We start from the raw sequence: 13,338 nt of genomic DNA on the forward strand, positions 1-13,338 counted from the left end.
AAACTCTCTTTTATCCCTAAATATGAAAAAATTTAAATTCCTAACCAAGCGATTGGCGGTCCTCTTTTCAGTTGGCATTGGTTTGATTGTCCTAGTTTTTATTGTCTTACAATATTTTATTAGCAATCCCGATGCTTTAAAATCCAAAGAAGCTTTGGCCAAAGATTGGGAGCCTAGAAATGTTGAGGAGGATTTGGAAACTACATTTATTACACCTGAAGTAAGGTATGGTTATGAGGTATTAACCGAAACCCAAAAATACCTTGGGCCACAAGCTGAAAAACCTGAAATGCGTTTATCAGGAAATAACTTGAAATGCACTAGTTGTCATTTGGAAGCAGGTAATCTTGCGGGATCAGGTTCATGGGCAGGGGTTACACAGCGATATCCTTCTTTTAGAGGGCGTTCCAATGCCATGGGAACCATAGAAGATAGAATAAACGGTTGTATGGAACGCAGTATGAATGGAGAAATGCTAGAACATAAGTCTAAAGAAATGAGAGGAATGGTCGCTTATATGGAGTGGTTAAGCGAAGGCATCCCGAAAGATAGAGTAAAGGAAATTTCAGGATTCACCCATGTGGAAATTCCTGATGTTGCCGTAGATTTAAAGAAAGGGAAGGATGTATTTACAAAACACTGTGTGCAATGTCATCAAGAAGATGGACAAGGCGTAAAGTTTGACGATTTCAAAGAAGGATATCAATATCCACCACTTTGGGGTGACGACACTTTTAATGACGGTGCAGGTATGCACAGAGTAATAACAGCTGCTCAGTTTATAAAGGCAAATATGCCTTATTTATTGGCAACTAGGGACAGTCCCGTGCTTACAGATGAGGAAGCTTATAATGTAGCGGGATATATCAATAGCTTTAAGCGTCCAGAGAAAGCCAATAAGGAAAATGATTTTCCGGATAAAAAACTAAAACCGGTCTCCACACCTTATGGACCTTGGGCAGACGATTTTTCGGCGGAGCAACATCAATTTGGTCCTTTTCCACCAATTATCGCGTATTATAAAGAGAAATACGATATTAAAAAAACGAAATAAGGCTGCGTGAAAATTAACGTTAACAAGAAATAGCGAGGTTCGATCCTCGCTATTTTTTTATTTACACACTATCAAAAAACCCTATTTACGATGCTTTTTTCAACAATTGGGTTACGATTCCACCATCAATCAAAATATCACTTCCCGTTATAAACTGAGCTTTATGGCTGATAAGAAACTTAACCACTTCAGCAATATCTTCTGGGGTTCCATTTCTTCCCAGTGGAGTAAGCTGTTTCATCATATTCATTCTTTCCGGATGCTCTTCCGCAGCCTTAATACCCATAGGCGTCATAATTACACCTGGAGAGACAGAGACGATTCGCGCTCCTTTTTGTCCAAACCTAAATGCGTTTTTCTTGAGTAACAATAGCACGCCTCGCTTGGCAAAGTTGTACATGATATCAGCATCGTCATTGACGAATTTGGCTACAGTTGAAAAGGAACTTTCAGCTTGTGGGTTTAGTAACGCATCATCATATTCTGGATTCGCTGGAATGGTATGCCCCATAATAGAAGAAAACAATACCAAGACAGAATCTTTTGTCGCTACTTTATAAAATGCATCAATAATAATATCGGTTCCAACTAGATCAATATCGAATACTTTTTTAATGTTTTGTGCACTGCCGCTTACTCCAGCTGTATGAATAAGTCCTCCGAAATTTCCTTGTTTTATAGAGAACTCCATGAGTTTTGCTACATCATCTTTTTTGGTAATGTCGCAAGCAATCCCGACGGCGTCAAAACCTTCTGAAGTTAATTTTTCTACCGCTTTTGTAACATCTTGAGTTGCATAGTCGGTCAAAACCAGTTTATAATCTTTTAGGACCTGCGCACAAGCCGTGCCTATTCCACCTGCACCGCCTATTATTACCATTGTTTTTTTCTTTGTTGTTGCCATCTTGTTATGTTTTTAAACTGTTCCACATATTTTCAAACTTATAACTTAATGATTAAATAAATGCTGACTTATATCACTATATAATAGATTTTTAAGATGTCTTATATAATTAAGGACTTAAAGTTGTAAAACCTAAAAGAATTCATTTTAAACCTTCGGGTTTGAAGGAAATAAATAATTGATAGCGAATACAATCTCCTCAAGGAATTGCGTCTATCTTTGCAAGCTTATGGGAAAACTTTTTGAAAACCGTTGGATTCTTCTAATTATATTAGCCCTTACTTGGGGCAGTTCTTTTATCTTGATAAAAAAGTCCTTACTCGTTTTTACGCCTTATCAAATTGGTGCTTTTCGGGTTGCGATTTCTGGACTTATCTTATGTTATATTGGATTTCCAGCGATTCGTAAAATGTCAAAGAAAACGCTGTTTTGGGTTGCTTTAACGGGTTTCTTCGGAAATTTTTTACCGATGTATCTGTTTCCTATCGCACAAACGCGGGTTAGCAGCTCTCTTGCCGGAATTCTTGATTCGCTGGTGCCAGTGTTTGTATTGGTTCTCGGCTTTTTCTTATTCGGAATAAAGAGCAAATGGCTTCAGTTTTTTGGCGCTATCATTGGTTTTGCCGGCGCGGCCTTGTTGATGTATTTTTCCGAAGCAACTTCCGAAGAATCAAAAATAGGTTATGCGCTTTTAGTGGTTTTGGCTACTGCTTTTTACGCATTGGCGGCCTTGATTATTAAACAAAAATTGCAGCATGTGCCTTCTCTTAAGCTTTCGGGGGCTGTTTTCTCCATCTGGATGATTCCATCATTATTAATTTTGATATTTACTGGTTTCTTTACCAATCTTCAGAATACACCCGAAACTTGGGAGTCGCTTGGGTTTTTAAGCATCCTATCAGTTGTGGGAACTGCTATTGCCATTGTATTGTATTATAAATTGATTCAAAATACAACTCCTGTTTTTGCAAGTACAGTTACTTATTTGATGCCGTTAGTGGCAGTAGTCTGGGGACTATTAGACGGGGAAAAATTTAGCTTTTGGTATGTGATTGGCGGATTGCTTATCTTGTGGGGAATTTATTTAATACGCGAAAAGAAGAAAAATATTAAACTAGTGGCGCGATGATTATCCATTTTTAAAAACAGCCACTAAAGAATGAAAAATAGATTATGATTGAATTTTTTGAAACATATAAAACACAGTTTCTTTATGCACTTTTGATTGTGGGAGTTGTGATTGTAATGCGCGGTTTAACCACTATTCTCCATAAATGGTTAATCCGGCAAGAGCAAAAGAAATTCCCGGGCACTGAGCCAAAGACCGTTAATTTGGTAAAACGGATTTTAAATTCCCTTTGGTTGGTATTGGGTGCAATGGCACTAATCTTCTTGTTTTTTGGGGAGGCATACGACGAGTTTCGAGAGGATTTTAGACTCGTTCTTTATTTAGGAATCGTAGCAGTTATTACCATTGTAGTTGCTTCCTCAGTAAATATTTGGTTTAGAAGAAGTGTTGAACGGAAAATGACTGAAGGTGAAGATCCAACCACCTATAAATTTTTACGATATGTAGCCGTATTTGCAGCTTATGCCACAGGAGCATTAATAGCCCTCTTGGCATTTCCTTCATTAAAAGGAGTTGCGCAGACTGCTTTAGGTGGGGCGGGAGTATTAGCCTTGATTGCAGGTGTGGCTTCACAGGAAGCCTTGGCAAACCTAGTTGGTGGGGTTTTTATTATTTCCTTTAAACCCTTTAAAATCGGCGATATTATAAAGGTCGCGGACAATATGGTTGGCACGGTTACCGATATCACTTTAAGGCATACCGTTCTTCGGAATTTTGAAAACAAAAGAATCGTTATTCCGAACGCTATTATGAATAAGGAAAAACTGATCAACTATAATTTGGACGAATTAAAAATCTGTGAGCGTATTGAAATCAATATCACGTATGATAGCGATTTGGATTTAGCAAAAGTAATAATGAGAGAGGAATGTGAAAAACATCCGCTTATTATTGACAATCGTTCCGCCACAGATATATTGAATGGCAAGCCAAAAGTGCGGGTTTCACTTATTTCTATAAATGATTATTCCGTAACAGTTAGAGCGTGGACGTGGGCCAAAAACTATGATGATTCGTTTGATATGCGATGCGATTTATTGGAAAGCATCAAAAAACGTTTTGACAGGGAAGGAGTAGCACTTCCATTTCCGTCTAGAACTGTGGTGATGAACAAAAAACAGAATTCGATTTTTACGGAAGAGGAAGCCAATACTGAGGATTGATATTTAAAAATCACAAACTATAAATAGAATTAATGGATTTTAGGCTAAAAGTATTTAAAACGGTTGCCGAACAACTGAGTTTTACAAAGGCTTCAAAATTATTGTTTATTTCGCAGCCCGCGGTTACAAAACATATCAATGAGCTTGAAAAGCAATACGGGAAAGCACTTTTTAACCGTCTTGGGAATTCGATAACTTTGACGCCGGAAGGAGAGATATTCCTCGATTATGCTACTAGAATAATTGAATTGTACACCAAGCTAGAGCAGGAGTTTATGGAAAGCGATAAACAGCTGCCAAAAGCAATCAGTCTTGCCGCCAGCACTACCATTGCCCAGTATATTTTACCGTCCTTGCTATCGAAATTTAAGGTGGTTTATCCAGATACTTCAATAACGCTAATTAACCAAAATTCAGAAAAGATTGAATCCTTAGTACTTCAAAAAGAAACCGATCTTGGTCTTTCCGAAGGAACCACTCACAACCCTAAACTGCATTACGATTCTTTTATTAAAGATGAAATAGTGCTCGCTACGCGAATTGAAAATAAATATATACAAAAGGAAGAGGTTAGTCTAGATCAGCTTAAAACACTTCCAATCGTAATCCGTGAAGTTGGTTCTGGAACTAAAAATATTATCGAGAATTCATTGAAAGATGCCGGGTTGAATCTTCGAGAAATGAACGTTCAAATCCAATTGGGAAGTACAGAAAGCATTAAAAACTACCTCTTAGCTTCAGACTCATATGCGTTTCTTTCAATACATTCCATAGCTAAGGAGCTTAAGAATCATAGCCTTAAGATTGTAGAAGTGGAAGGTTTAAATATTGAACGTACATTTCAATTTGTGAGTCTACACGGCGATTATGATAAAACCGCCGAACGCCTTAAAAGCTTCTTTGTCTCCCATTATAACCTAATGGAATAAAGCATAACAAATTGTGATGAAAATTATCCCTGAAAACATCGGAGATTTGCAGTGTAAAACAAAAACACATTACGATGAAAAATAACGGCAATAACAAAAACACTATAATAAAAGTAATCTTTATCCTTGCGATGGTGCTTTGTGTCTCGGGTTATGTAAGCAGCCCTGTAGCTTTGGTAGGTGGGTTTCTCTTCTCTTATTTTTTAGGACACCCATTCTTGTCGCTCAATAGTAAAGCGGTTAACTGGCTTTTAAAAATTGCCGTTGTCGGCCTGGGTTTTGGAATGAATTTGGTTGAAACCCTCCATGCAGGGAAAGACGGATTTGTATTAACGGTCTTCTCAATAATCGCTACCTTGGTTTTGGGATATTTCTTGGGAAAATTATTAAAGATGGATCGAAAAGGAAGCCATCTTATCAGCTCGGGAACTGCTATATGTGGTGGAAGTGCCATTGCTGCCGTTGCCCCTGTAATCAACGCTTCGGAAAAGGATATATCTATTTCACTTGGAGTTATTTTTCTTTTAAACTCAATTGCGCTTATCGTCTTTCCACCGCTTGGGCATTTATTTGGCCTTAGCCAGCATCAATTCGGACTTTGGTGTGCCATTGCCATTCACGATACGAGTTCCGTGGTAGGAGCTGCCTATACTTTTGGGGAGGAAGCATTAAAAGTGGCCACAACAGTAAAACTTGCAAGAGCACTTTGGATTATTCCACTTTCAATTCTTTCAGTATTTCTTTTTAAAGGAAAAGGGAAGAGTGTAAAAATTCCATATTTTATTTTCCTTTTTATCCTAGCGATCATAATGAATAGTTATCTACCTATTCCTAAGATGATAACTACAGGAATCACAAGTATTTCGAAATCCTTATTGGTGCTTACCTTGTTTTTGATTGGTGCCGGGCTTTCAGTTGATAAAATAAAATCGGCTGGTTGGAAACCAATGATTTTGGGAATATCGCTTTGGGTGTTTATCTCCATAAGTTCAATTCTGGTTATTATGTCACTTTAAAAAAATCCAAGTATTAAAAATATAGCCGTCCAAAGAATTTAGGACGGCTATTTTATTAAAGCCTATTTATGAAGAAACGTCGAGACTTCACAGAAGTTTCGCTAAAGCAGTATAGACTTTTAGACTGCATTGAGATTGCTGTTAAACAGGTATTTCTATAAGCTCCTTTATAGGTTGTTCATAAGTAGAACAGGATTCACATTTAGTACGATCGGTAATTAATCGTACACCTCTTTTATAGGTGAAATAATTCCAAATCCATTCAACGAAAACTCGCGTTCTGTTTCGGAAACCAATTAAGGTAAGTACGTGAATAAACGACCAGAGCATCCAAGCAAAAAAACCACTGAATTTTAGTCCTCTAATGTCTGCCACAGCTTTAGCGCGGCCTATCGTTGCCATTGTTCCCTTATCGGTGTATTCAAATTTGGCTTTGACATTTCTTTTCCCTTCTTTAGCGATGAGTTTTCCAACAAATTTTCCTTGTTGGGTAGCAACCGGAGCTAAGGCGGGGAGAGGCATATTGTTTTTGTCCTTTATATGGGATGAATCTCCAATAATAAAAATATCAGGATATTGAGGGATACTCAAATCGGGTTTTACAAGTACGCGGCCAGACCGATCTTGTTCCACGTTTAAAGAATCCAATAGGGAGGAAGCCTTAATACCAGCCGCCCAAATAATATTGGGAGTTTCAATAGAGCCAACTTTAAGATGGACCTTGTTTTTTTCTATATTGGTTACAGGGGTATTCAATAATACCTTAACGCCCATTTTTTCCAACATTGTTTTTGCCTTTTCGCCTAAAGAATCTGGAAAAGCATTTAAGATTCTAGAACCTGCTTCAATCAGATAGATTCTGGCGTCTTCAGGTTTAATTGCTTGATATCCGTGTTTTGAACCATTACCTGCGATTTCTGCTATTGCGCCGGCCATCTCGACTCCGGTGGGGCCACCGCCAATAATAACGTAGGTGAGAAGTGATTTTCTTTTATTCGCGTCATATTGTTTTTCCGCCTCTTCCATAGACATTAGAAGCTGTTCTCGAACTTTTAATGCGTCGCTGATTGACTTCATTCCAGGGGCGTATTCTGCCCATTCCTCGTGCCCGAAATAATTGTATTGTGCTCCTGTTGCCATCACCAATTGATCGAAGGAAATGGATTGCCCGTTTTTCATTTTTAAGGACTTTATCTCTGGGCATATTTTTTCCACTTCTCCTAAAAGTACTTTTATTCTTGGGTTTTTATTTATGATCGCGCGGATAGGAGCGGCGATATCGCCAGGAGACAATTCAGCCGTAGCAACTTGGTATAACAGCGGCTGAAACAAATGATGGTTTAGTCTGTCGATTATAGTAACATCTGCATCGGTATCTTTTAGCGCTTTGGCTGTGGCAATTCCACCAAAACCACCACCAATTATTACAATATGTCTGCGTTCGGATTTCGATTTATCTTTTTCCATTTTGAACTATTTTTAGCTTTCTTTTACGCTCTTGATTTAGGTAAATTCTTATAGTACAAAGATACAAATAATCATTATAAAAGATGTTTATATCCGTTATAAAATAATTAGTTTTTAGTCCTTTATAGAAGTATTATGGGAGTAGGTTATAGTGACTTCGTTCTTATTTACTAAGTGAGATTATGAGTTTAATTTTATAGGATACCAGAAGCAATTATTTGTTTGTGTTTAAGTTTTTGGCCCCAGATTAGTGCTTAAAATTTCGATCTGACTTGTATATGAGATGAACATTTTCGTAGATAAAGTGAAAGTGTTTATAGCAAACCGAACAACCCAAGGTTCGTTTCAAGTGGTTTAAGAATCGCACAATTTATAATTATAAAGAATTGATATATTTGTTGTTATGATGAAATGGCGTACCTTAGGTTCAATGTTAAATTTTCTACTATGGGGTCAAGTACATTTTCTCAAATTTATATTCAACTTATTTTTGCCGTCAAAGGGAGGCGTAGTTTAATTATGTCTTCTTGGGAAGTTGAACTGTATAAGTATATCACAGGAATCGTTCAAACCAAAAATCAAAAAATGCTAGCTATAAATGGCGTTCACGATCATATCCATTTTTTAATAGGAATGAAGCCTACCTGTTGTTTGTCCGATTTAATGCGGGAAGTTAAGAAGTCATCAAACAAGTTTATAAACGAAAGTAATTTCTCGAAATATAAATTTGATTGGCAAGATGGATATGGCGCATTTTCTTACAGTCATTCTGCATTGGATAATGTGATTAAGTATATTCAAAATCAGAAAGAACATCATAAAACACAATCATTTAAAGATGAATACAAATCGTTTCTGGAGGAATATAATGTAGCTTTTAAAGAGGAATATCTCTTTGAATGGATTGAAGAATGATTTAGAATCCATTTTAAATTTCATTGGGTGTTAACCAGTAAATAAAGGGATTCATCATATAGGATGATATGTTTCTTTCAGTTTGGTTTTTGAGCAATAAACCTTTCTAAGGGCTGATTTCGAAGTGTTTATTTATAAGAATTATCCAGATATTTAGGTTCGACCCCGCTGGGGTCGTATGTCTCTTGTCTAACTGTTGTATTCTATAAATATGCAATCCCTTTGGGATTGGTGTAGGGAATGGGGTTTTAATTAGCTGGAAATCACCGATTCATTTTCTCAGATGGTATGCTAATTTTTTGAAGATAATTATCCACCTCGAACCCATCAGGTTCATATATTTATAGGAAATGATTCAAAACGTGATGTTCGACCCCGCTGGGGTCGTATGCCTTCCACCTATCTGTTTTTTCTATAAATATGCAATCCCTTTGGGATTGATTATAGCGGACGGGGTAATTATAATTTGATGTTTATCCGCCCTAATAAATGATGGTTTAAATATTTTTTTAAAAACGATTCTACGCCCTGAACCCATCGTGTTCACATATTTATAGAAATGAATTAGAACGTGATGTTCGACCCCGCTGGGGTCGGGTGCCTTCGGTGTACTTTGTTATTATAAATATACAATCCCTTTGGGATTGGTGTAGGGAGTGGGATGTTGATTAGGGGGAGATTAGCGATTCATTTTCGCAAATGATATGCTAAATTCTTAAAGATAATTCTCCGTCTTGAACCCATCGGGTTCACATATTTATAGGAAATGATTCGAAACGTGATGTTCGACCCCGCTTGGCGGCATATGTCTCCCGTCAATCTGTTTTATCTATAAATATGCAATCCCTTCGGGATTAATTATAGCGGATGGGGAAATGATCATTTGAAGTTTAACCATTCTAATAGGTAATAGTCTAAACATTTTCAAAACAATTCTCCGTCTTGAACCCATCGGGTTCACATATTTATAGAAATGAATTAGAACGTGATGTTCGACCCCATCGGGGTCGTATGTCTTCCATCTATCTGTTTTTCTATAATTATATAATCCTTATGGGATTGATTGCGGAGGTCATAATTCTGGGTTCTTTAGAAAAGCGATGCCTTTGCTAAGATTATCAGCTAAGCTTCTAATACTGGTGTTTTTAAAGGAAGTATGCATTTGGTCGCGGGTCTTGGAATACTCAAAGTGCATAGGGCAGGGGTGATCATAGGAACATTTGTGGAGCCCGAAAACACAGTCGGTAAAAACGCCCAGTCCATCAATGGCATTTACCACGTCAAGAATTGGTAAATCAAGTTGGTCTTCATTGGAATAAAATCCGCCGTACGGACCTTTAAGGGAAGTGACAATTTTATTTTTATTTAAGGTCTGAAGAATTTTTCCTGTAAAAGCCTCTGGTGCTTCAATTTCTGCAGCTATTTCTTTAACACCTACTTTTATATTTTCCTTGGCTTTGGAAGCGATAAAAACGGTGGCGCGAATCGCATATTTACAGGATTTTGAGATCATAGAATAATTGTAAATTTCGAAATTTTTTCAATCGTAAAGATAAACAAATGATTTATAGAAGACGCGATTCTCTTTTTCAGAATCTGTTTTAAGAAAGTAATACCTAAATTTAAAAGCAAAAAGGATGTGAAGTTTATATTTAAGACAATTCGCTTATTTAATTGAATGTAAGTATATTGTGTTTTAAGTATAAGCTGTGATTACTTTAAGTTATGACTCATTTAGCAACCTAAACACACTTCATTTCTCTTAAAGTTTATGTTTTCCTGTTCCTTTATGGATGGTTTATTCTTGGACGATTTATATCTCACCAAGCGAATGGCATTTAGAATTACCAAGAGCACACTTAATTCGTGAACCAACATTCCCGATGCTAAGTTTACATTTTTCGTTAGCACTCCTACTAACAATATTACCACTGTAGCTACTGCTAAAAACATATTTTGTTTCATATTTTTTACGGTAGCTTTAGAAAGTCTTAATGCGTGGATTAGTTTGTCAAGATTGTCAGCCATCAACACCACATCTGCTGTTTCCATCGCAATATCGGTTCCCGCAACTCCCATTGCAATGCCAACGTTGGCAGAGGCAATCGCCGGGGCGTCGTTTACTCCATCGCCAAGCATCGCGAGATTTATACCTTTTCCCATGCAGGCTTTAACTTTTAACGCTTTGTCTTCGGGAAGGAGATCGGCATATATTCGATCCATTCCCAATTGTTGACCAACTATCTTGGCGGTATGTTCATTGTCGCCAGTAAGCATTACTAAATGTTCGATACCTTCAGATTTAAGTTGCTCAATAACGCCTTTTGCTTTCTCTCTTATGGTATCAGCGATGGAAATAATCCCCAACACCTTTTTGTCATTAGCAATAAAGACAGCAGTATTCCCTGCTTTCTCCTGTTCTGTGGCATAGATCTCTATTTCATCCTCTATATTAGTTATATTTTGAAGAAGTCCTTTTCTATTTCCAATATAGAGAGGATTTCCGTTAAGGTTTACTTCAATCCCGCGACCTTTAAGAACTGTTACTTCCGTAGGTTTATTCAGAAGTTTTAAGCCTTGTTTTTCGGCTTCTTTTACAATAGCTCTCCCCAAATGATGCTCTGAGATTACTCCCGCTTCAGCAGCCATTAACAGCAACTCGTTTTCACTTATACCAAATCCTTTTATAGCGGTAACCTCTGGTTTCCCATTTGTGAGCGTGCCAGTTTTATCGAATACAATAGCATTTAGCTTTGCTAGGTTTTCCATCACTTCTCCTCCTTTGATTAAGATACCGTTTCTAGCACCATTTCCTATTCCGGCAACTATAGAGACTGGCGCAGAGATTACCAAGGCTCCTGGACAGGCGATCACTAAAAATGTAAGCGATAAATGGACATCTCTTGTGAATAACCAGACCAGCACAGAAAGGATCATAATTCCCGGAGTATAAATAGCCGCGAACTTCTCTAAAGACCGTTGGGTTTTTGCTTTTCCTTCTTGGGCTTCTTCTACTAGTTCAATGATTTTGGCAAAAGTGGTGTCTTCTCCAACATTCTCTGCAATTACCTCCAGATATCCGCTATCCAGAATACTTCCGCTAAAAACTTGATCATCTTTTCCTTTGCTTACCGGAATGGATTCTCCAGTAATTGCAGCTTCATTTACAGAAGCTTTTCCAGAGATTATACGACCATCAATTGGAATTTTTTCTCCTGTTTGAATAAAGACCAAGTCGTTCTCAATAACCTCTTCGGCCATAATAACGGAACGAATTCCATCACGAAGTACAGTTGCTTCCAGCGGTGCCATTTCCATTAAGGATTTTATGGAGGCGCGCGCTTTTTCCAAAGAACGTCCTTCCAAAAATGCTCCGAAGAGAAACAGAAAGGTTACGGCTGCTGATTCTATATATTCCTCAATGATCAGTGCTCCAATAACGGCTATGGTCACTAAAACCTCAATACTAAACATTTTTAACCAGGCCGCTTTCCAAGCTTTTAGGAAGGTGGGGGCCCCAGCTATCAAAGTTGCAGTTATTAAAAACGTATTCAACAACCTATCGCTGCCATTAAGCAAGTAGGTTGCCAAAGCAGCAATAAGCAAAATAGCTGCTGTATACATGATTCGGTTTATTTGTTTAGCTTTCATAATTCAATGGATTTTTATACTCTAAGAATCTGTCTCGCTCAGTTTTTGGAATTTGGAATTTTATTTTTGGAATTTTATTATTGTAAAACTGGATATCCTACTTTTTCAATGAGCTCCTTCAATCGCTCAGAAGTCACTACATCCTCGTCATAGGCTATCTTTACCTTACTTGAGTTAAAAAGTACCTTTACATTATCTACACCTTGTTCTTTCTTAAGAACTCCTTCTATCTTTTGAATACAGCTAGGACAGGTAAGGGTCTCCAACTGAAATTTTACAGTTTTTATTTCTTTTATATTTTGCATTTCTTTCGGTTTTTAATTTTTATTATTCGCTCGTCGCTCGTCGCTCGTCGCTCGTCGCTCGTCGCTCGTCAAAGATTCTTAATGAGCGGCATTTCCGCCGCCGTGGGAGATAGGTCCGTGTAACAGGTGTTCCAATGCTTCAAGTGTATGTGTGTATTGAACATAAGCTTCAACATAGGCACGACCTTGTGCTACCGAGTTATCTTTAGTTTTGCTGAGTTCAGCGACTTTCGCATATCGCTCTCTTAATACTTGCTCTAAATGGGTTGTTACGGTTGTAATAACCTCTTCAACATTATCTTTTGCTATTGAATTATCTGCCATAGCTACTAAGGGAGTCATTGAACCTGCTGGTTTTAGTCCGGTATAAGGTTCGCCTTCAGTTTCGCGGTGCAATCGAACAAGATTTTCGAAGAAATGTTTTTCAACAATGGAATATACTTCTTGATCCCCGTTTTTTAAACTGTAGGTTTTGTTGAATAAAGAAATGATTTCCTTTTCTTGCTGCGGCTCGATCCACTTTAAAACCAATTGCACATTATTTTGATCCAAAGCTTTTAAGGCGTCCTTAATAACGGGGCCGTCATAGGAATCACAATGCGCAAATCCAGAAATACTGGCTAGCATAAATGTGAATGCTAATAGAAGTGAGCGGAAATTGGGTTTAAAAGTTCTTTCTGATTTTCTTACTTGAGTTTTCATATTATTTGTCACTAGTGTCCACTTAAAATAAGTTGAAAACCAGCTGATTAGTATTTTGTTCATTGACATTATTGTAATCTGATTTCATAAGTAGCTCATTTAA

The 13,338-nt window shown here is 37.5% G+C and carries 12 protein-coding genes; 6 read left to right on the plus strand and 6 right to left on the minus strand.

The features are described from left to right. The first annotated feature begins 22 nt into the window (after window positions 1-22). Window positions 23-1,054 carry a c-type cytochrome gene (locus G440_RS0112230; RefSeq protein ID WP_026451569.1) on the plus strand — a complete coding sequence of 344 codons (1,032 nt, stop codon included), beginning with the start codon at window positions 23-25 and terminating at the stop codon, window positions 1,052-1,054. An 85-nt stretch (window positions 1,055-1,139) separates the two neighbouring features. Here G440_RS0112230 and G440_RS0112235 read toward each other — a convergent pair whose 3' ends face one another. Next, on the minus strand, window positions 1,140-1,958 hold the full coding sequence (locus tag G440_RS0112235; protein WP_026451570.1) for an SDR family oxidoreductase: 819 nt from the start codon (window positions 1,956-1,958) through the stop codon (window positions 1,140-1,142). 229 nt (window positions 1,959-2,187) lie between these two features. Between G440_RS0112235 and G440_RS0112240 the strand changes: the two genes are divergently transcribed. The 4 genes from G440_RS0112240 to G440_RS0112255 all read left to right on the plus strand — a co-directional run bounded on the left by G440_RS0112240 (window position 2,188) and on the right by G440_RS0112255 (window position 6,195). Further along, on the plus strand, window positions 2,188-3,087 hold the full coding sequence (locus tag G440_RS0112240) for a DMT family transporter (RefSeq protein ID WP_026451571.1): 900 nt from the start codon (window positions 2,188-2,190) through the stop codon (window positions 3,085-3,087). Window positions 3,088-3,131: 44 nt separating this feature from the next. Further along, window positions 3,132-4,250, plus strand: a complete 1,119-nt coding sequence (locus tag G440_RS19930; RefSeq protein ID WP_034259456.1) for a mechanosensitive ion channel family protein — start codon at window positions 3,132-3,134, stop codon at window positions 4,248-4,250. Between the two features lie 32 nt (window positions 4,251-4,282). Then, complete coding sequence (locus G440_RS0112250) at window positions 4,283-5,179, plus strand: LysR family transcriptional regulator (RefSeq protein WP_026451572.1); 897 nt, start codon at window positions 4,283-4,285, stop codon at window positions 5,177-5,179. Window positions 5,180-5,253: 74 nt separating this feature from the next. Beyond that, window positions 5,254-6,195: a YeiH family protein gene (locus G440_RS0112255; RefSeq protein WP_026451573.1), complete on the plus strand. Its 942-nt coding sequence runs from the start codon at window positions 5,254-5,256 to the stop codon at window positions 6,193-6,195. A 141-nt stretch (window positions 6,196-6,336) separates the two neighbouring features. On the opposite strand, the gene G440_RS19935 is transcribed toward G440_RS0112255, so the two are convergent. Continuing rightward, window positions 6,337-7,662, minus strand: coding sequence for an NAD(P)/FAD-dependent oxidoreductase (locus G440_RS19935; protein ID WP_051285342.1), 1,326 nt, complete (start codon window positions 7,660-7,662; stop codon window positions 6,337-6,339). Between the two features lie 447 nt (window positions 7,663-8,109). Here G440_RS19935 and tnpA point away from each other — a divergent pair, with 447 nt between their 5' ends. Beyond that, window positions 8,110-8,577 (plus strand): IS200/IS605 family transposase, encoded by a 468-nt coding sequence (tnpA, locus tag G440_RS0112265; RefSeq protein WP_026451574.1) that lies wholly within the window; start codon window positions 8,110-8,112, stop codon window positions 8,575-8,577. 1,072 nt (window positions 8,578-9,649) lie between these two features. Here the strand turns inward: tnpA and G440_RS0112270 are convergent. From G440_RS0112270 to G440_RS0112285, 4 genes are all read right to left on the minus strand, one after another. Beyond that, the gene (locus G440_RS0112270) at window positions 9,650-10,090 is read right to left on the minus strand and encodes an RrF2 family transcriptional regulator (protein WP_026451575.1); all 441 of its coding nucleotides are present in this window, start codon (window positions 10,088-10,090) and stop codon (window positions 9,650-9,652) included. A 221-nt stretch (window positions 10,091-10,311) separates the two neighbouring features. Then, window positions 10,312-12,228 carry a heavy metal translocating P-type ATPase gene (locus G440_RS19940; RefSeq protein ID WP_051285344.1) on the minus strand — a complete coding sequence of 639 codons (1,917 nt, stop codon included), beginning with the start codon at window positions 12,226-12,228 and terminating at the stop codon, window positions 10,312-10,314. Between the two features lie 77 nt (window positions 12,229-12,305). After that, window positions 12,306-12,533, minus strand: a complete 228-nt coding sequence (locus G440_RS0112280; protein WP_051285346.1) for a heavy-metal-associated domain-containing protein — start codon at window positions 12,531-12,533, stop codon at window positions 12,306-12,308. Between the two features lie 78 nt (window positions 12,534-12,611). Then, entirely contained in the window at window positions 12,612-13,235 is a 624-nt protein-coding gene (locus G440_RS0112285; protein ID WP_026451577.1) for a DUF6448 family protein, read from the minus strand. Window positions 13,236-13,338 lie beyond the last annotated feature (103 nt).

This window comes from Aequorivita capsosiphonis DSM 23843 (assembly GCF_000429125.1).
Classification (GTDB): domain Bacteria; phylum Bacteroidota; class Bacteroidia; order Flavobacteriales; family Flavobacteriaceae; genus Aequorivita; species Aequorivita capsosiphonis.